14 protein-coding genes and 1 pseudogene are annotated in these 19,519 nt (G+C 37.9%); 11 read left to right on the forward strand and 4 right to left on the reverse strand.

Annotated features, from left to right (window positions below):
- Positions 1–568: 568 nt before the first annotated feature.
- The 4 genes from PVV66_RS03095 to PVV66_RS03110 all read right to left on the reverse strand — a co-directional run bounded on the left by PVV66_RS03095 (position 569) and on the right by PVV66_RS03110 (position 4,906).
- Complete coding sequence (locus PVV66_RS03095; RefSeq protein ID WP_273718875.1) at positions 569–1,375, reverse strand: N-acetylmuramoyl-L-alanine amidase; 807 nt, start codon at positions 1,373–1,375, stop codon at positions 569–571.
- An 874-nt stretch (positions 1,376–2,249) separates the two neighbouring features.
- The gene (locus tag PVV66_RS03100; RefSeq protein WP_273718876.1) at positions 2,250–2,477 is read right to left on the reverse strand and encodes a hypothetical protein; all 228 of its coding nucleotides are present in this window, start codon (positions 2,475–2,477) and stop codon (positions 2,250–2,252) included.
- Positions 2,478–2,714: 237 nt separating this feature from the next.
- Positions 2,715–3,446 (reverse strand): alpha/beta fold hydrolase, encoded by a 732-nt coding sequence (locus PVV66_RS03105; RefSeq protein ID WP_273718877.1) that lies wholly within the window; start codon positions 3,444–3,446, stop codon positions 2,715–2,717.
- A 263-nt stretch (positions 3,447–3,709) separates the two neighbouring features.
- Positions 3,710–4,906, reverse strand: a complete 1,197-nt coding sequence (locus PVV66_RS03110) for a multidrug effflux MFS transporter (protein WP_273718878.1) — start codon at positions 4,904–4,906, stop codon at positions 3,710–3,712.
- A gap of 1,039 nt (positions 4,907–5,945) precedes the next feature.
- On the opposite strand from PVV66_RS03110, the gene PVV66_RS03115 reads away from it, so the two are divergent.
- From PVV66_RS03115 to PVV66_RS03165, 11 genes and pseudogenes are all read left to right on the forward strand, one after another.
- Positions 5,946–7,034, forward strand: a complete 1,089-nt coding sequence (locus PVV66_RS03115) for a TIGR04086 family membrane protein (RefSeq protein WP_273718879.1) — start codon at positions 5,946–5,948, stop codon at positions 7,032–7,034.
- 222 nt (positions 7,035–7,256) lie between these two features.
- Positions 7,257–7,406, forward strand: a complete 150-nt coding sequence (locus PVV66_RS03120; RefSeq protein ID WP_273718880.1) for a hypothetical protein — start codon at positions 7,257–7,259, stop codon at positions 7,404–7,406.
- 64 nt (positions 7,407–7,470) lie between these two features.
- Positions 7,471–8,661 carry a hypothetical protein gene (locus PVV66_RS03125; RefSeq protein WP_273718881.1) on the forward strand — a complete coding sequence of 397 codons (1,191 nt, stop codon included), beginning with the start codon at positions 7,471–7,473 and terminating at the stop codon, positions 8,659–8,661.
- Positions 8,658–9,851: an MFS transporter gene (locus PVV66_RS03130; protein WP_273718882.1), complete on the forward strand. Its 1,194-nt coding sequence runs from the start codon at positions 8,658–8,660 to the stop codon at positions 9,849–9,851. Before PVV66_RS03125 ends, PVV66_RS03130 begins: the two co-directional genes overlap by 4 nt.
- 193 nt (positions 9,852–10,044) lie before the next feature.
- Positions 10,045–10,716 (forward strand): hypothetical protein, encoded by a 672-nt coding sequence (locus PVV66_RS03135; protein ID WP_273718892.1) that lies wholly within the window; start codon positions 10,045–10,047, stop codon positions 10,714–10,716.
- A gap of 13 nt (positions 10,717–10,729) precedes the next feature.
- Positions 10,730–11,983 carry a DUF2087 domain-containing protein gene (locus PVV66_RS03140; protein ID WP_273718883.1) on the forward strand — a complete coding sequence of 418 codons (1,254 nt, stop codon included), beginning with the start codon at positions 10,730–10,732 and terminating at the stop codon, positions 11,981–11,983.
- An 837-nt stretch (positions 11,984–12,820) separates the two neighbouring features.
- Positions 12,821–13,999 (forward strand): MFS transporter, encoded by a 1,179-nt coding sequence (locus PVV66_RS03145; RefSeq protein ID WP_273718884.1) that lies wholly within the window; start codon positions 12,821–12,823, stop codon positions 13,997–13,999.
- On the forward strand, positions 13,987–14,388 hold the full coding sequence (locus tag PVV66_RS03150; RefSeq protein ID WP_273718885.1) for a hypothetical protein: 402 nt from the start codon (positions 13,987–13,989) through the stop codon (positions 14,386–14,388). The genes PVV66_RS03145 and PVV66_RS03150 overlap by 13 nt, the downstream gene beginning before the upstream one ends.
- Positions 14,389–14,395: 7 nt before the next feature.
- Positions 14,396–15,004, forward strand: a complete 609-nt coding sequence (locus PVV66_RS03155) for a hypothetical protein (RefSeq protein ID WP_273718886.1) — start codon at positions 14,396–14,398, stop codon at positions 15,002–15,004.
- Between the two features lie 1,079 nt (positions 15,005–16,083).
- On the forward strand, positions 16,084–17,259 hold the full coding sequence (locus PVV66_RS03160) for an MFS transporter (protein WP_273718887.1): 1,176 nt from the start codon (positions 16,084–16,086) through the stop codon (positions 17,257–17,259).
- A gap of 637 nt (positions 17,260–17,896) precedes the next feature.
- Positions 17,897–19,259 (forward strand): annotated as a pseudogene (locus PVV66_RS03165) (MFS transporter).
- The last annotated feature ends 260 nt before the right edge of the window (positions 19,260–19,519 follow it).

A 19,519-nucleotide genomic window follows, 5' to 3' on the forward strand; every position in this document is an offset into this window, starting at 1 on the left:
GCCGGTGGGCATATGGATAAAAGTTATACAAGAAAGAACAACAAATGCCGGTGAATCATTTCAAGTATCAAAGGCTATCGTGTGATATTGAAAGCAAGCAAAATGTATAACAGTGCCGACTTGCTCTCTTATGAAACATAAGGATGATGAGGCACAAGAGACAACACACTTTACAAAAAATTTTATAATCTTTACGAAGGCGCTTGTAAAATCTGTGCGTGTGACACACACTGAAAAATATTTTTTAAAACGAACAGGTAAACATACACTAAAAGTCTATTTTGTTTGAGGCATTCTATCTTGCATGGCAGCATGCCTCCATTATACTCAACACCTTAACTTTGCACGTTTTTAAAGGAAGCAGAATATAAGACAAAGAAACAACAAGGCTTAATCTCTGCAAATCATAAAGTTTTCTATAGAGTTATATTTCCATAAAACGCCTTATGATTTTAAAACAATAAATGCTCTTTTTTACATAAAGCCAACCAGCAAAAAGCAAGCTCTCTTAAGAAAAAAAACGCTCAAACGTAATCCTAACCATATTTTCAATTAAAAAACATTGAATTTACGGAAAATATTTATCAACCAATGCATAAAGAATTGCCACTGTTTCAACATCGAGAATCCCATCATAATTTTCTTGACGAAAATGAAGTTGAAAAGCTCGGATCAAATTTTTGTATCCTATTTCAGTACATGCAGCTGAAGTATCATAGCCATAACATTTTAGCTTCGCCAAAACCTCCTCTTTGGAGGGAAAACTCTTAGAGAATTGTTCTTGATAATGGCTCTTTAGTTCATCATCATACCATGCCCCTATACCTGCCCTATAAAGTTCTTTCCATGGAAAAGCTGCTCCCGGATCACTTTTTCTCCCAATGGCAATATCACTATGCCCCACCACATCCGTTGGCATAATATCGGGATAGCGTTGAAGAATATTCAATGCAAGCTCTTTAACGGCATCAATTTGTATTGGATTATAAGGGGGAAAGCTAAACGCCTCGCTATGATGATCCACTAACTCAACGGTCTCTTCTGAAGCATCAGAATGACCGGTCGCTAAATTAACGATTTCAATCCCAATAGATGCATCATTGAGATGACTGTGCCCAGCCCATGAACTCACACCCGCATGCCAAGCACGCTCATTTTCATCAACCAGATTAAAAATACGCATATCCTTAAATCCAGCCTCACGATATGTCTGCTCTGAAGGATCAGGAACAAGATAGTGTGCACTAACCTTTTCCCCTGTAAGGGCCATAACCGAGGCATTAAAATTAAGAGATGTATAATGCATGACAAGAAAACGAACGCGACGATTAAAACTCTTGACAGAACGATAACTGTTGTAATCAATCCGATACATAAAAGCCCTTCCTTTTTCGCTTTAAAAGACCACCTCGTATCACAACAAATAGGACGCGAACCGTTGAAAAAATGCAATGAACTTGCCATTTAGATACTAAGAATTGCGTCAAAAATTTGTTCATCCACAACATCAACACTCTTAATCAACAATCAAGACCCATTTTTATTTCTCCTCACACACGCATAAAATGTTTTTGACAACATCCAAAAACACGCCGCATCAAATATTTTCCACACAAATTCCCACATAATGATCAATCGAAAATAAAAGCGCAAAACGATCACTTCTTAAATCTTCGCATCTTACAGAAAAAAGAACTGTTCCTGTTATCAAATTGAGAAATATCTCGCCTTGAAGCAAACACGTAACTATCGTGTAATCTAAACAAAAGCATAAAGGAAAAACTTTATGAGCTCTTTACAGCAATTTATGACCAGATAACTGAACGGCACAGATTTGCAATCAACGCTTCACGGACATATTTTTCAATAAAATTTGCAAAGCTTTTCTATCAATGACACTGCTTCTTGTCTTTTCACAACAACTCTTTCTAATTTACAAAGAATATCGATTATTTACAAAGTTTAAGAAACACATAGTTTCTAGATTACTTTCATATGCTCTTAAATAAAAGATAACATATTCATTTATAACGACCATTAATCTTTTTTGCTCATCTTAGATGGAAGAGCCAAATACAGTCAAATTTCTTTTATCTTAAATCTTCTTATATTGAATCAACCAAAGCCATTCATTTGCACATCAAAAGCAGAAATGAACATAGAGATAAAAGCCACTAGAGATAAGAAGTAAAAATACTTCTCATAATAGACAAAAACAACATTGTATGATGCATATATCTTATCCTTCTCTAAATAGCAAAATCCATTGCAACATTGAGCGCTAGAAAAGTGTTACCACGAAAATCCAATCGAGCATAAACCTTCAGTATTTTCGCTGATAATATAAAAATAAAAGGCTGCTGAAAACCAATGAGGGATCTTACGGGACGTCTATCCGCAAACAGACCTAACTTTTGGCACCAGAGAAGAACAGGAGAAAGATATGAAGACTGACGCTCTCTTAAATGAGGAGCCAAGTTCTTTTTCTGCCTCTCCTTGATCTGTTACAGCACCAAGAAAAAGAGCATCGCATTCAGGAGTTTTTTACCAAGCCACTTGAAGAAGACAAGCCCCTTCCTGCTTGCAACATTTCCACCCCATATCACCATAAGTGAATTCAATGGGCAACAGTCATGGGCTCTAAGACCTTCAACGCGCTCCCTCACGGATTTCTGGTCCCAGCCCATCACTCGAGAACACAAGAACTTTCTTTTTCATAATCCCTCCATCCATTCACGAACGATTGCATTCGTCATAACAGGATTATCATCCCACAAACGCGTACCAGCCCCAGAAATTATTCGATATTCATGATTAACACATTGGCTTTTTGTTTGATTATCCACCGTTGCCAGTTGTGATTTTTCCCCCACTAACGCTAAAAACTTTCCCTTATACTTAACAATCTCATCTCTAGCATCCAATGCCAATAAGAGTTGAAATCCTCTTGTCATTCGTTCAATGGCCAGGCCTTTTTGATCTTGTGGAATTTCCAAGGCAACTCTTTTTTTCACAACGCCAGAAGGATGCATAAAACCATTGAGCATTTCCAAAGCACCCAACAAATCATTATTTTCTAAGTGAATCAAAATATCTCCAAGGCGTTGTTGCAAAAGCTTATCTGGATAACCGGGTGCATTGACAGCAAGTACCGCTTGAACATTGGAAAGCCGTGCTACCAATATTTGTACCAACATGCCAGCCATCGAAAATCCCACAAGCACCGCAGGCTCTTTAAAATACTTGTCCAATTTTTCTATTATAAAAGATACCGTTTCGATAGCAGAATGATTGAGAAAATGAGCACTCTTAGGAAAAAGCGAGAGTGTATCCAGCAGCGTCACTTGAAACCCTTTTGTCTCGCATAGCTTTGTCAATGGAGAACAAAAAGCACCCCCATCCCAAATTGGCATTACAGGAGAAAGAATAACAACAGGAAGACTCAATTAATCAATTCCTTCCCTTGCTTCAAAAAATACATTAGAGCCAACACGCTGTCCCCCAAATGTCATGAAAATACGGGTATGTTGAAACGCTACACCCACAAAATCCTCCCATAACAGCCAATTTGTCAAATCCAAACGAAGCTTATGACCAATTTTAACCCCTCTCAATCAAACAACTAAATAAAAAAAATCATTCAATGAGAAAGTCCCCATTTGTGTAAAACATCAGAAATATTTATGCATAATACTCTCTATCATTTCACTCAGCTTACTTCTGAAGTCATAAAATGACGCGCTTTTTGAATATAAATGATAAAACCAATCATGCAACACACTGCTAACAAAGTTGCCATAGCCCGTGGGCTATGACCAGAGATTTTTCCGATAACCGCTGCACTGAGTGCCGCACTTCCTAATTGCAAAGAGCCCATAACACCAGAAGCCGCTCCCGCAGCTTTTGGATGCGATGAAATAGCCAGCGCTGTCCCTAACGGCAATAAAAAACCATTGCCAAAAGTAAGAACAGCAATAGCCATAAAACTTGTCACAAGAGGCCATGGACTTAGATACATTTGCAAAGCAAAAAGCACACCGCCTATAACAAAAATAATATACCCTCTCCCCACAGTCTTTTCCATAGACTCGCGTTCAAAAAACCATCGCGCTAAAAAATTCCCTAAAATATAGGGCAACGAGACACCAATATAGCTATAACTAATATGTATTGGCGATAAACCCAAAGTCGTGAGTAAAAAAGGCGACTCCACGATATAAGCAAAATAGGCAGCGTAAGAAAAACACGGAATAAGTGCATAAAAAATAAATTGTTTATTTTTAAGAACGCCCCAATATCCCTTCATAAATCCTACTGGAGAAAAAGGCTGTCTCTTTTGGGGAGGAAGAGTTTCGGTTAGCACAAAACAACACAGCAAAATAGTCAAGGATATAAAAAAGCTTAAAAAGATAAAAGTCGCCTGCCAATGAAAAACTTGTATCAAAAGACCACCAATAAAAGGTGCAAGTGCTGGTGACATTCCAATAAAAGGGAAAACAATCAAATAAAGTTTTCCTGCTGCTTTTTTATCCAATAAATCATTGATAATCGCGCGACTTAAGACAATCCCCGCACAAGCTCCAAGCCCTTGCAAAAAACGTAAGACAAGAAAAGCCTGAATATGAATTGTATAAATTACGCTAATTGTCGTAAATAACCACAAGAATAAGCCTAACAGAAGTGTTTTTTTACGCCCAAAATTATCACTCAGCGGTCCATAAATAAGCTGTCCAAGTGCCAATGCAAACAAAAAAACGGCCACCGCACTTTGAATTTGAGATTGTGTCACTTGATAATACTGACGCATATCTGCCAGTGCTGGTAAAAAAATATCGGTAGAGATCAATCCCCCTGTCGATAAACACACAATAAGTATAATAAATTGCAAAGTATATTTACTATTCATAAATAAAGTCACACTTTTAAAGTTATAGATTGAATATAATCAATTAAAAATAACAGATATAATTACACTTTTTCTTATATATATAAATAATCATAATTAAAAGTGTTATTATTTTACTTTATCAAATTAAATTTCTATTATTTTTTAATCAATAAAATTTTATTCTACATGCTTCACAGGCAAAAATTTACCCCATGAATAAGCTTTTCTTTAACATACACTTTGCTGTAATCTTCCGCTTCTTTTTTCATCAATATCATAAGCAAAAGCACACACTCTCTCCACAGCAATAATGCCACTTTCTATACACGATTCATCAAAGTTGATCGATAAAATGCAAAGTAGAAAAACAATCTCTGACGTCTCTACCCCCAAAAAAACTATGGTATAAATACAGCGTGTAACACAACAATAGCTTAAAGAACCCTATCAACATACATCATTATTGTAAAGCGTTTAAGTCTATCAACTCATAGAGTATAATGACACTTCTGCAAAACACTAAAAAACCCAATATCCAATATATTGTACTTATTTCATAAAAACTTTTTATTTAAGACAAACATAACAAAAATTACCGTCTCATTTATTGACAAATATTATAGAACAAAAAGTTAACACGCTTTCTTCTTTAACTTAATTCATAAGCTCTTATAATATTCTGAGTTGATATCTATTTTTGCCCTAACGCCTGACTTTCTAGCTCTGTTTTATAAAACATTCCTCCCATAAAAACAGTAATATTCTAAGCATATATTCTACTTACTTTATAAGCTAGAGGCCAATAAACGACAGCATTCAATTTTTCAAATTTATTCTCTCCCGTAAAAGATGCAATGATAATATACACCATAGGGAGAAACACGCCTTTCTTTAGGCATAAGTTAGAACTTTTGAATTGTCTATATACCAACGTTTTTCCTCACATAACACAAACGTTAAAGCGCCTTTTCTATTCATTTTCAGCACCTATCCATCTATTTTGGAACATAATTGACAATAAGGCATTGTATCTCCAGCATATTCAAGGAGATAAAACATGGAAACCCGCATTCCTGAAAACACACCTTTCGATACGAATTTTCTAGGGCAGACATCCCTAGAGACAGAATATCCTTTTTTTCAAACACCCATTTCATGGTCCGCCATTTTTGCCGGACTGGTAACGGCTCTTGCAACCTCAATCTGCCTCTCTTTTTTGGTAGGAGCATTAGGATTGAGCCAAATGGATTTTACCTCTTCAACCCCTTTTGAAGGCTCTTTCCTCTCCTTTAGCATTGGCTCTCTTATCGTTATGCTGATAAGTCTTGCTTTGGGAGGCTTTGTGGCTGGGCGTTTTGCCGAAACCGCTGGGGTTCTTCATGGTTTCTTAACCTGGGCTCTCATAACACTTCTTATGACCCTCCAAGCCATTCATGTGGTTTCAAGCACAGCAAAAATAGGAGCTCAAACAGCCCTAGAAAACAGCTCCATGATCGAAAAGACCATAGACAGTTTCAAAACAAATATTTCCCCCCTGCTTACAAAATTAAACAGTGAAGATTTTGCAAAGTTTTTGACAAAAAACAGCGATGGTGGCATCAATTTTGACCAACTTGGCAATGAATTGCGCACCCTTCTCCATAAAAGCGATATACCTGCTCTCAACCCTGAGCGCTTAAAAACATCTTATCAAGCAGCACTCAATGATATTGGTTCTGCGATAACAGCTTTTAAAAAGGACCCTTCTCACTACCGCCAGACTTTAAAAAATCTTGGTGAACGTCTTTCTGATCGTGTAGAAGATCTCACGACAAAGTTTGATCGAGGCGATATCATCAATGCTCTCATAAAAGATGGCATGCCCCGTGCAGATGCACAAACAGCAACCAACCGTGCCCTTCATATTTATCAAAGTGCAGAGGAAAAAACGCAAAATGCGATAAAAGCGCTGGAAGAACGAGCTGAAAGTCTCTCTGACAATCTTGAAGATACGATCAAGGGTGCAAAAAACACAGCCACGAAAGTGACGAACACAGCCTCAAAGATGGGATGGTGGGGCTTTTTAGGCAGTCTGATAGGCGCTTTTGTTTCCAGTATTTGTGGTTATTATGGTTACAGAAGCCGTAAGGACACTTTCAAGTTTTAAGACTTTTACCTCTAAAGCAAACCGAGAAAAAGCTGCACGCATAGTGCAGCTTTTTTGTGAAACTTTTTTGATCACTCTAAAATTCAACCCTCTTATTTAAAATGCTCTTTGCAATCAACATTGTATTTGATAAAAATAAAATCCATGCTAAGGTGAAATGAATGGTAATCTTTTTATTTTGGTTATCAGTGATTTTTTTATCAACTATAAGGGGGGAAATATATGAATATTTCACTTAATGAAGTAGAAGATGTTATTGAATTGGCTGCTGAGGAAGTTGTGCCAATTGTGATGAATAGTAAATATGCTCAGCGCAGCAATGTTCAAGTTTATCAAGATGAGCTTGATATGAATGGTTTGTTGGAAGTTTAATGATGTATTGTTGATGCAAATCTTCTTATACATCCAACTTTAAAAATTAAGCTTATTTAATAGCATGTTTCAGTTATTTTCAGAGAGCTTTTCTCAAAAAATTTGGGCTAAGCAAGCAGCTGAATTATCAATTTCACACATCCCTTTCGATGAAAGGGATGTTTTGAGTGCTTTAAGACAATACGCTCTACATCCTCATAAACTCTTAGCTCTTAATCCTAAATCCGAAGTAGTAACAGTGGTTAATGGAGTACGGAGTCCACATCCTCTTCCAAACTTTCTTGTTTTAGATACGGATAGAACTATAGAAGAATATACTGCCCGCATTGACCAATATGCCGAAGGGCAAGAATGGGCGGTCATGTATTATGGGTTATACGCTGCGACCCCTGCACTGTGGGATGCAACAAAACAGTTTGCAGATCAATTAGCACATTCTTTAGGTTTTAGACCCGGTGGACGCGTGGATATTGACTGCTTCATAGGCCGATATGCTTCTACCTATGTTGGGGTCCATGTGGATCACGCCCATAATTTTGGTTTTACGCTACAGGATGGCAAAACAATGTTTGCTTGGCCTAGCACACGAAGAGACCTCCAAGGGCTAAAATATCCTGAATATGAGCAACATAAAACAACAGCAATTGCGCTGCAAAATCTGACAGACCGCGTTGCCTATTTTCCCCATGATGCCTTCCATGTTGCCGAAACGGAAGAAAAGATTGCTGTAAATATCAATGTCGCTTTTTGGGAAACAGCACACGATGCACAACACCATAGAGATTATGTCACGCATTTACTCCATCTTGATGATCGAACGCGACATGATATCCGCACATCAGGAAGAGCAAATTTAAACCCTGATAATGCTTTTCAGCACTCCGCACTAAACTCTGCCATCGCACATGGTACCTTAAAACGCCATATGCTGGTTTTTCAATTAATTAACGATACAAGTTCGCGTTTATGTGTCGGTCGTCCCCTTATTGACGTCTCCGAAATTGAAAGTGAAATCACTCTTCACCCACTCGCGACCCTCCAATGGGTACCATTACTAGAAACAAAAGAACTCCTCATCGCGGCAAATGGGCATTGTGCCAGTTTCGAGTATAGCTCTCATTTAGAGAGCTTCCTTTCCCAACTTTCATCCGGAAAAAAATTAGATCTAGCAAAATTAAATGATAAATCCTACAGATATGCGCAGGAGGAAATTTTAAAAGCCGTAAAAGCTTTAGCATCTTGGGGGGCATTGTGACAAAGAAAAAATCTATAATTTTCGCCCATATGGGACTTTTGTTCGTTTTGTCTCTTAGCAGCTTTGCCGATGAAACGGCTCAAGTCACTTTTGCTTTACACTTAGCAGAAAGTACAGCCTCCATTTCAATGCTGCTTTTTGCAGGGCTTATAGGAGGAATTTGTGCCGGACCCATTGCACCACGTCTTTTGCATCACTTCCAACCAGTACACACAGTCACTGTTGTTTTATTGTTTGAAGCGCTTTTCATAGCCACAGCTGCAATCGCCAACCAGTTTTGGCTTTATATTGCCCTTTCTTTCGCACTAGGTTGTGCTGGTTCAATCTTTTGGTCTGCTATTCTTGTTGCGGTACCTGACTTCGCAAAAAATGAACAGCAATTAGACCGTATCAATCGCATTATCCAAACAGTGCGTAATCTTGGCTATATTGCCGGACCACTGCTAGGAGGTGTATTGTATGGAATATCAAACGGACAAAAAGGACTCTTTGCATTATCAATCATGGTTCTTTTTGCCACATTTATCACTCTCTTCTGTTTTAAAAGTTTAAAAATTCATACACAAAAGACAGATACATCGCAGCAAACCAAAAAAGGACTAGATTTAGCGGGTCTCTTGCGCAAAAAAGATGTCGTCTATGCTCTTGCGCCCCTCATCATCACGATTATCCTCACCTCTGCCCTCAACGTCTTATCGATTGTCCGCATCCGCACCGAGCTGAACTTAAGTGCTGAAACCTATGGGGTGATCACAAGTATGCTAAGCCTAGGCTTAGTGGTTGGTCCACTCTGCTTCTCCAATCTTTTCCACCATTTTGGCAATGCCGCTGGAGCATCACTAGCTGCCGCAACCATTGGCTTTGCAATTTTCTGTTTTTCCTTAACAAACTTCACATGGCTGATGATGCTATCATTTTTCATCCTTGGGAGTGCCAATGGTGTGCAAAATGCCTTAATGGCAAGTTTTATGATGAAAGCCATCCCCAAAGAACAACGAAACAGTCAAATGCCTGCCTATATCTTCATCATACAGACATCCGTATGCCTTGGCTTTCTAGGAGCCGGTTTTGTAAAAGTGCACCACACCCAAAGCACACTCCTTATCATCGGCATTACCACCATGATCACAGGCATATTAGGTTTTATTGTGAACGGTGCCGTACAAAAAAAGGAATGGGAGAATGCTTAACAAACTTTACCACCTTGTCTCTTAAAAAACATGCCCTAGAAATGACATGACAATTATCATCCGATCAAATCGTTGTATCTCCGATGCGTCTTTATAACAACCAATATAATTTTAATAAACCACTCCCGTGTGGAGGAGCGAACAATCATTGCCAAAACTTGATATTTTAAAGCAAAAAAAAACCGATAACATCATGCAACAAGATCCTATAGGCTTAAATTTTTACCATGGAACAGGCGGTTATGTATGGCAATTAGCAGAAACCCTGCAACATGATTTGAATGAAAACATCCACACCCTTGCCTTACAAAAAACCACACCACCCATAGCAATCAATTCTTTTACCGTTTACCCACGCAAATTAGACTCCCTAGCACACGTTCAATGGGAAAAAGATGTACAGATAATAAAAAATAAACCGGCACTCATTGGCAAACGCCAACTTCAACCTATCACCGTTGTTTCCATCAAAAGCAGAGCTTTTGGTGGATTTGATGTAGAAACCTTTACAGCGCTTCATGAGGGCTGTTCTGTCCAATCCTTGAAAGAAATCAAACTCAATGGTTGCCTTTTTGACGCAGACAATCTTTTGATATCACTGCTACGACACGGTCTCATTCAAACAGATCAACAAGCCTTTTCAAAAGATCATGCAACAGCGCTTTTACGAGAGTCAACATGTCGTATTGTCAATTCTTCTCTTGGGTCCCTTGCCATTAATCAACTTAATGGACGCACAATCCGGCTGAATGAAAAAACCAAACCTCTCTTACAAAAAGCCACAACAGAAATACATCTTCAACACCCCATAGAACAAACAACAACATTTTTCATCAAAGCAGGAATGCTACGCTTGGTAAAATGATAAGGATCAAAAGATGCCTCTGATAAGACCCGGTATGGGAACAGAAAACAGTATTGAGCTTCTTTACACGCTCATTCAAATGGCAAGACCACGCACAGTCATTGAAATCGGTGCGGGGGATAGTACGCGCTTGATTGCTAAAGCACTGCAAAAAGCAAAACAAGCATGGCAACAAGATAAAAAACTTTTAGAATCCTCCACTTGGGAAGAACGTACAGCTTTACTTGATCCTTCAGGGATTCCTGAAAATTACGAACCTCGACTTATCACCATTGATGATTTTTCAGCAGAAGGCCAATCAGCCGAAGAAGCATGGCAAAAACTACTCCAAGACGAGCGTATTGAAAAAAACATGGTAACATTTATGAATGAGAATTTCTTCTCTCTCGATGAAAGCACTCTCAAATCTTGGGGACCAATAGATTTTGCTTGGCTTGATGCTGGAACGCCCGCAGATGATGTACGATTTGTTATAACCCTTTGGGAACACATCACCGCTGGTGGTTATCTCTGTTTGCATGAACCAACCATGACAACAACCGTTGCTCTTAATGGCGCTCAACGGGTTAGATGCGTTAGAACCCCTTTGTGGGAAGAAATTCTCTACCGCCTTGATGGCTCCTATGAAGCTTTAACCCTTCCCGAAAATCACAAATATCGCCAAAATGGTCTGGGGATTATTCGCAAACGCACCCCTACTGAGCAAATTGTACGCTCACAATCGCTCCAAGCAGAACTCATCGAGATCAATGAACTGCCCCTTCGCAATGATCTTTTGCCCATGGGACAAGAAACACTTCACAAACGCAACACGACCAATTCACTGATTTCTGCCATGACTTCACCAGCACTGCGCGCTGTTTACGCTGCTATTATCCTTGGTGCAAAAAATCTTTCTGATATCCTAAAAACTGTCGATTGTGATGCCAAAACTATTCACAAATCGATCAATCGTCTTTTGAATCTTGGTCTTATTCAAAATACAACTGCAGGATTTCAAACGGAAGAGACACCGTGGAAAATGCTCGAAAGTAAAAATGAGCGGAACAGGGAAAATTTAAGCAACCGCCATTTAGAAACAGAAGAGATGCTATCAAAAATTGGTGAAGCCTTTCAGAAGGAAAAAATCTATAGTGAAACAGAAGTTTCCAAGATATGCAATCTCTTTACTGTAGATTTTGCCAGATTACGACGCACCCTCGTTGAGAGAGGATTTTTACAACGCCATGGGGGAAAATATCAGCGCATGCTCTCAAAAGAGAATTGAATGAAGATTAATTAATGCAATCGTCTTTCTTCTATACTTCAAGCAAATGCATAACCTTCCACTAAAAAAATATAATTTCATGAAAAACTTACAAAATCATTCATCTCATTCATATGTTGACAATCTATGAAGATGAGAGCACACTCCTCATAAGAAATGCAATGGGAAAAAACAAAAACGTGGAGTATTAAGTGATGATCAAAGAAAATTAGGAACAGTCAAAATCATCAGAAGCAGATATGGGATCAAGATCTCAATGCTCTTCCCAATTGTTGCGCGAACATCAGGGCGCAATGTTGTTGCTCAATCAGGGAAAATTTTTGATTTTATGTCATGTTCCTATCTGAGGCTACAACGTCCCCCAGTATGAAATGATGCCATAAAGTCTTCCGTAGAGAGATTTGGTGTATAATATGCAACCGCACAAACGTGTGCGAAATGTATATTATTTGATCAGCTTGCGTTAAAGTTAAACACTATTTTTCTCGATCCCCCTTCTGTCATATTTCATTCCTATCAAGAAAATTAGTTTTTATGAAATTCCGCATACCTCAAGGAAACGACACTATTAGAAATGCTGCACATGGCAGCAAAAATACGATTCTGACAAAAGAAACTTTTATAAGCACCTATGGTAAGGAAAAATTCTATCCTAAAATGATTACTCTTTCTAAAAATATCGTAGAAAAAACAATATTCTTGCAGTGGACTGGCTTGTAAATCAGGAAGGATACGATTTCAACGAAATGTGTACAGCAAAAACAGAGCTCATAAAACTCCCTAAAAAGATACAACAAAATGTATTTGATCATTTAACGACACTTCTATGGAAATTCCATGGGCAAAAATAAAATAACTTGTTTCATTTATAGCGCCGTTTTTCTTTCTGAATCTTCCTTTTTCTTTGTACTGCCTCTGATTGGAAACTCTTCTCTCATAACTGCTGCCAATATTGCATTGTATCTCGCTGGATCAGTAATCCTTGAAAGCATTCTCATGGTAACCACAACGGGTTTATTAGAAAGATTTTCGCGTAAACTTTTAATGGCTACCGCCTTTATTTTAAGGAGTATAGCTTTTCTGTACGTTATCTTATCGCTTACACCTTCTGCATGGTTGATCTTTTTTACCTTAATGGCTTTTTCGAAAGCAATTTCAAAGCCATTTTTGAGAGAAATTTTATCAGAACATCTCAATGGAAGTACTCTTAAACGCGCATTAACTCTCTATTCTTTTTTTCAAAACGCTGCCGTCGTTATAGCCCCTCTCGTTGCAATGAGTGCCATAAAATACAACGCATCAGCTTTTCTCATGGCTTTTTTTGCACTCATTGGTTTGTATCTTTGTGTTTTATCCATTCAAATTGTTTATCACTACCCCCATAAAACATTATCTCTTGAAAAGGATAAAAAAACAAAGAAGCCTTTTCTTTCTTCTTTAAAAACAATAATCCATAATCGTTCTATTGCTTATTTGCTGGTCACGGCTTTTCTTTGTACATTCCTCATGGGAATTTTCATCACCACCACAACACTCCTCAATAAATTTGACAGTAATCTCGCTCCTTATAGTGGGATTTTCTTTTCAATTGTTGGCATCAGCATTTGTATCTGCCAGGGAATAATCAATAAACATCTTAGCCTTTCTGATAAATCAACTTTCTACCTATTATGGCTTATGGGAACTTTCGCTGCATTTTTCCTCATGGGTAGTGTCTTTACCGCTGTGACTGCGTTAATTTCCTACAGTGTCTATGAATCTGTCATAATTCCAGAGATATACTATCAAGCAGGGAAAAAAACTGCATCCGTCTCTTCCAGTGTTCTTTTTAGTTATATTCTTGTTGTTTCAAATATTGGCCAAGCCGCCGGCTCATGGACAAGTGGATGGATCATCAGCCATTTCAACCAGCATATCGCTTTCACCTTTTGCATGATTGTTGGTGTCTCCGCCTTTGCTTCTTGCCTTTGCCTCATGCAAACTAAAAAAAATAAGGAACTTCAATGTCACATATAATTTTTGCTACTGGGGGCACAACAAGGGTGCCCAAAACACTTCGCCATAAATGGCTCAATTATGAGTTTGTAACACACTCTGCGGCAAAGAAGCTCGAAACTGTCTTTAAAGATTGCTCTGTAAACGCCGTTGCAAATTGTCTCACAGCTGGAGGATTATGGGGGGGATTTTTATTTACCCATGAAATTTGTCGCCTTCTCAAAGTACCATATTATCCATTTGCCTCTATGATTGATCTTGAAACTTTGAGCTCAGCTATCGAAGAATTTTCTATCGACACCATCATTTTCCTGCCAAGTTTTGCGGATAAACTTATTACGATATCTCGGAAACAAAAATTTAAATCTCTAAAAAACCTATTCTATTTTGAAAGAAGCCTTTCAAGGTGAATTTTTTTTGAAAATAAAAGATATAATCCCTGACTTAAGGGTAAAACCTCTTAGCTTTACCACTCAAGAAACTGGTCCAATAGGATTCCAGTGTTCTGGACTTGGAGGTGACATCTATCATCTTTATGATCACATTCAAATAAAATCAAATCCTGAAAATGATGAATTAATCGTATCCGTTTTTTATCCTAATGATGTACCATTACTTGAACACGCCACAGGTGACGTTGTTCATATTGTCTATCATCAATCATGTAACTGTGGTTACCGTGGACATAACTTACACCTCAAAGGAAGAACACCATCTTTTTATAATATCATGGGAACTTCAATTTCTGTACACGATTTCACAAAGACCTTGAATCTTCTAGGCAGCGATATTTCGGCTATGGATATTCAGCTCATTATAGTCAATCAATGCGAAAATGGTGTTGGCGTTTTATTGTTTATTGATTCACGTTATAATTTTGAAAGAAACGCCCTTTTATCATCACTCTCATCCTCTTATCTGATAAAAGATATAATCAATAAATCTCAATTTTTCCATGTTTGCTTTATGAGTAAAGCTCAATTTATTCAATCTTCAAGCTCTGCAAAAATAAAATCCCCTAAATAAAATCTCTTTGTCCAAACATCTGAATACCCTATAGTCCCTAATGATGATTTAGTGGAAATTAAATAAGTTAAGATTATAGCTTCACAGATAAATCCTTATAGTTCATTGTTCTTTCCTTCATAGTTTTTTCTTCTTAGCACGCGTACAACGTGCATTTCCATGGTTGCATTTCGAATGGAATAAAAAATAAACAGTATTTGAAACTTTTTTTACAAAATAATTCTCATTAAGATAAAATAAAGAATGGATTTTTTCTTTGTTAAAGCATTAACATTTGGCTAGGTTTATCGAAGAAGAAGATTTCGATATTCAATGACATCTCCTTACCCTCAATAAAGAGATGTATTTTCATGAACTGAGGTATATAAAAAGCAAATATCTTACTGCTATTGAATGCGATACATTTAATCATGCGGAAATTATCAACCTTACAGATACGTGGGCAGCCAATGTCAACAAAGTCTCTGCTCTTTTAAATGTAAAACCCCAAATGCTTATGCAAATAATATCTGTAGAGACAAAACACAGCTAAGAAAAATCTTTTTGGAAAAAGATCTCAATAAAAGGACAAGCAACTGTTATTAAACGTGACGCTTTCCAAGCAGAACATGACCTCTCCTACCCTGTCCTTCTTAAAGAGCCATATGGAATTGGATCCAAAACGTATGGTTTGCAGTTGTTAAAAGAAATCCAAGGCGAGCCAAGAGGACAAATTGGTAAAGCACTTTGCTAAGCTTTTAAAATATCTCCCTTTTAAAATATCTCCCAAGGATTTTTAGAATGTGCATCTCCAAAAAGGGAAAAGCCATCTGTACGCTTTAGCAAAGAATAGGCACTCAAAAAATACAGAGGTCAAAATTTCTCACTGCCAAAACAACAGGAACATTTAAGCATATACACTTAGAAATATACAGTACACGCCCCCCTCTCACCTCACATCTTACAGGAACAAAATTCTCAGCCTCATGGGACCAACCTCTGTATCAGGATTTTATTTACCATTGGTATAGCTGCAAAAACAGCGTTATTAAAAACACCCTCTAAAGCAAATAAAATAAATATTGTGGTGGAAAAATTAAATGTTACGTAAAATTCTCAGTTTCAAGGCAAGCGTACACCTTGTTCTCATCACCACTCTTTTGAGCAATGTTGGAGTCTTTATGGTCGTTCCTTTTTTGGCGATCTACTTAAGCAAATTGAATTCCCTCAGTGCAATAGAAGTAGGTAGCATCATGGGAACAGCTTTTTGGTGCCAAAGAGCAGGCTCCCTTTTAGGAGGAATACTTTCCGATTATGTGCATATCAAAAAAACCATGCTTTTGGGTTTAGCAATGCGGATTCCAGGTTATCTTACCATTGGTTTTACGCATAATTTTTATATCCTGCTCCTCTCCTGCATCTTTATCGGACTAGGAAGCAGTATGTATTTTCCTGCTGCAAAATCTTTTTTAGTAAAAAACGTCTCGACAGCTGACAAAGTTGATATTTTAGCCACCAGAGCGATTTTTGCCAACATAGGGACAGCCATTGGCCCATTACTTGGAATGCTCATTTTAAAAATTCATCCTCATCTATTATTTAGCCTCGTTGGGTTTATTTTTGTTTTATTATTTCTTCTCAACTGCACATTAAAAGAAAGTCCGGGTACCAGCACACTCAGTAAAATAAATTTTTCTGATTTTCAAAAACTGCTTACCAACAAGATGATGCTTCGTGTAACATTTTTTACGTTTTTATTTACCTTTCTCTACATACAACTCGAAGTCACGATCCCTCTGTTTGGTGACCAAACTTTTGGGAGAAGTGCCCCCTCATACATTTTTCTCCTCAATGCCCTTATTGTTATCTTTTTCCAAATACCTATCTCAAGATGGTCTTGTAGGAAAAATTCTAAAATGCCTATAATATTATCTTTTGTATTTTTTGGGCTCTCATTCTTTATTCTCCACACTCTTGATCATTCTTATCTGTGCCTCTTCTTAGCAATCATCCTTTTTACCTTTTCTGAAATCATCATGCGCATACGCCTCGATTATGATGCCACAAATATAGATGAACGCCTTATTGCTAGTGCTTTTGGCATCATGAGTTTGTCAAGTGCTTTTGGAGGAATGGCAGGAAGTTACTTCGGTTCTCTCTTATACAACAAAGCTGTTTTTGGTTTATCCGCTTGGCAAATGTTGAGTATTGCCTCTTTCAGTGCTGCTCTTCTCTCTCTCCTGCTCTTCATGAAAAAGGAAAAAAAGCAAACCTGAAAAAATGCTCTCTTTGATTAAGCCTCTTTGATATAACTTTTCTTATAAACTGCTTAAAGCCATTTATACAATTGTTACTATGTATAAAAACTCAAAAATTTAAAAGAACAAAGTGTTTATTTCTTGTGATGCAACCTCAGAAATACTACACCTTACTTCTCTTGTTCAAGCTTATACCGTCCCCCCCCCAATCAAACGATAGAGTTGGTGAGATTCTCGTTGACGGCTAATTTTCTGTTTTTTTGCATACTTCGAACAGCGACCGGTAATCCTGATATTTTTGTAAATCCCAATAATTTCACCTCAGAATGTAAACAGGCTCGTAAAACTGAATAAAAACGACAAACCATTTGACCTTTGGAGCAGAGCAGACATCTGTTTTTCTCCCATGCAGAGAGAATTGACAGCAAACAGACTCCTCGCTAAACTCACCAAGATCAGCTTAAACAATAGTTGCATTTGGGAGGGAAAGAGGGATACGCAAGGAGAATATTGAGAGAGGAGCATTGGGTAAATCATCAGCGCTTCCAATCACATTCACCCCGATATCACAGTCCTCACAAACAGGGGTTCATTCTCAAAACCTATGATTTATGGGGAGTCAATATTTTAAAGAACATCCGCAGGGGGCATAAGAATGCAAAAGAGAGATTCCTATAGCAAATCAGAAAAGTATGTCATTTATACCGTCATTATTTCCAGTATACTGCCCTTGCTCGATGGAAGCATTGTTAATGTCATCCTCCCCAGACTTGCGCATTATTTTTCAGCGGGAGAAAATAATATACAATGGATTGTAACCTCCTATTTTCTCGCCACCGTGCCCGGACTTTTGATGGCCGCTTTTATGCAAGGGAGAATAGGAATCAAAAAAACTTGGCTGCTTGCAAACTGCATTTTTATGCTTGGATCATTGGGAGTAGGATTAAGCTATAATTTTCAAACCATTATCTCTGCCCGTATCATTCAAGGTTTTGGAACAGGTCTCTTATTGCCCCTAAGCCAAACTATTATCGCCTTACAATTTGGACAGACACGGGTGCGCCAAGCCATGGGAACCATAGCCGTACCAACGGTTTTTGCTCCAGCCTTTGGTCCACTGGTGGGCGCTTCAATTGCTCAGTATGTATCCTGGCGGTTGTTATTTTTTATCAATATTCCCCTTATTCTCTTGGCTCTCACCATTGGAGCAAAACATTTAAAAACCAACGAAACAGAAAAAACAAAATTTAACTTACTGGCATTTTTAACCTTTTCCCTATCCCTTATTTCGTTTTTTTACCTCACAGAAGCTAGAAACATCAATAACAACAACATCCTCTCTATCATAGCACTGATAGCAGTAATCTCTCTCATATTGTTCATTGTTTCTAATCAGAAAGCAAAAAACAAATTAATCATCTTTAGTGGATTTACAAATGTACGTTACACATTGCTCATGATCATGGGGCTTATTGCTTCCTTTCTTTTTTATAGCTTTCTTGTTTATTTCCCCTTAGCACTCGCGGAAGAGCCCCATGAAAAGAGCCTTCTCCTCATCGGTGCCCTCCTTGCTCTACAAGGCGTGGGAGCATGGATCGGCAGGAAATTTATTTACCAGAAATGGAAAGAAAAATCGCCCTTTTTTTATGATCGGAATTGGTTTGCTGATATCAAGCTTTGGTATATTATGCTTTGGCTATACGATAAGCATGGATGGGCTGGGATTCTTACTAAGGGGTATAGGGCTTGGCATCACCACCATTGTATGTCTGTCCGCCCCCATACAATATGTCAACAGTTTATACGTTAAAGATACGGCGGTGATCACACGCATATTACAGCAAATAGGTGGTGCTTTGGGCGGTGTATTTGCTGGCTATTTGCTCCATACACTGACAAAAGGATACTTCTCCCTCAACCAAACATATTTCATATTCTTCCTATTTTCTATCGCTGCATTTTTACTGTTTTGCCTAGCACTCTTCTTATCACGCAAAGAAAAGAGCGCAAATCTATGAGATCCTTTGTTTGAACACCATAACATTTGCAATGGTGACAAGATTATAGAACATTTGTTATGGTGGAAAAATACCAATATACTGGCCCCTCTACTCCAGCCTTCATCATTTTAAAAAAGAATGTTAAGCTAACAGGCTCTTTACACTCTAACATTGCGCCCCTCCAACACTTGTGCTGTTTGTCATGTTATGTTTTTTTGTGGGATTTAGAGATTTCTAAAAACCTATTATAATATGGGATTTTAGCGTTTTTTAAAATA

Origin of the sequence: Bartonella sp. AU16XJBT (assembly GCF_028618665.1) — a bacterium.
Classification (GTDB): domain Bacteria; phylum Pseudomonadota; class Alphaproteobacteria; order Rhizobiales; family Rhizobiaceae; genus Bartonella.

What these genes read in the sequence shown, in the direction of transcription:
- PVV66_RS03095 (WP_273718875.1), bottom strand. Translation starts at nt 1,375, where the DNA reads ATGTATCGGATTGATTACAACAGTTATCGTTCTGTCAAGAGTTTTAAT.
- PVV66_RS03110 (WP_273718878.1), bottom strand. Translation starts at nt 4,906, where the DNA reads ATGAATAGTAAATATACTTTGCAATTTATTATACTTATTGTGTGTTTA.
- PVV66_RS03115 (WP_273718879.1), top strand. Translation starts at nt 5,946, where the DNA reads ATGGAAACCCGCATTCCTGAAAACACACCTTTCGATACGAATTTTCTA.
- PVV66_RS03120 (WP_273718880.1), top strand. Translation starts at nt 7,257, where the DNA reads ATGAATATTTCACTTAATGAAGTAGAAGATGTTATTGAATTGGCTGCT.
- PVV66_RS03125 (WP_273718881.1), top strand. Translation starts at nt 7,471, where the DNA reads ATGTTTCAGTTATTTTCAGAGAGCTTTTCTCAAAAAATTTGGGCTAAG.
- PVV66_RS03135 (WP_273718892.1), top strand. Translation starts at nt 10,045, where the DNA reads ATGCAACAAGATCCTATAGGCTTAAATTTTTACCATGGAACAGGCGGT.
- PVV66_RS03140 (WP_273718883.1), top strand. Translation starts at nt 10,730, where the DNA reads ATGCCTCTGATAAGACCCGGTATGGGAACAGAAAACAGTATTGAGCTT.
- PVV66_RS03145 (WP_273718884.1), top strand. Translation starts at nt 12,821, where the DNA reads ATGGGCAAAAATAAAATAACTTGTTTCATTTATAGCGCCGTTTTTCTT.
- PVV66_RS03150 (WP_273718885.1), top strand. Translation starts at nt 13,987, where the DNA reads ATGTCACATATAATTTTTGCTACTGGGGGCACAACAAGGGTGCCCAAA.
- PVV66_RS03160 (WP_273718887.1), top strand. Translation starts at nt 16,084, where the DNA reads ATGTTACGTAAAATTCTCAGTTTCAAGGCAAGCGTACACCTTGTTCTC.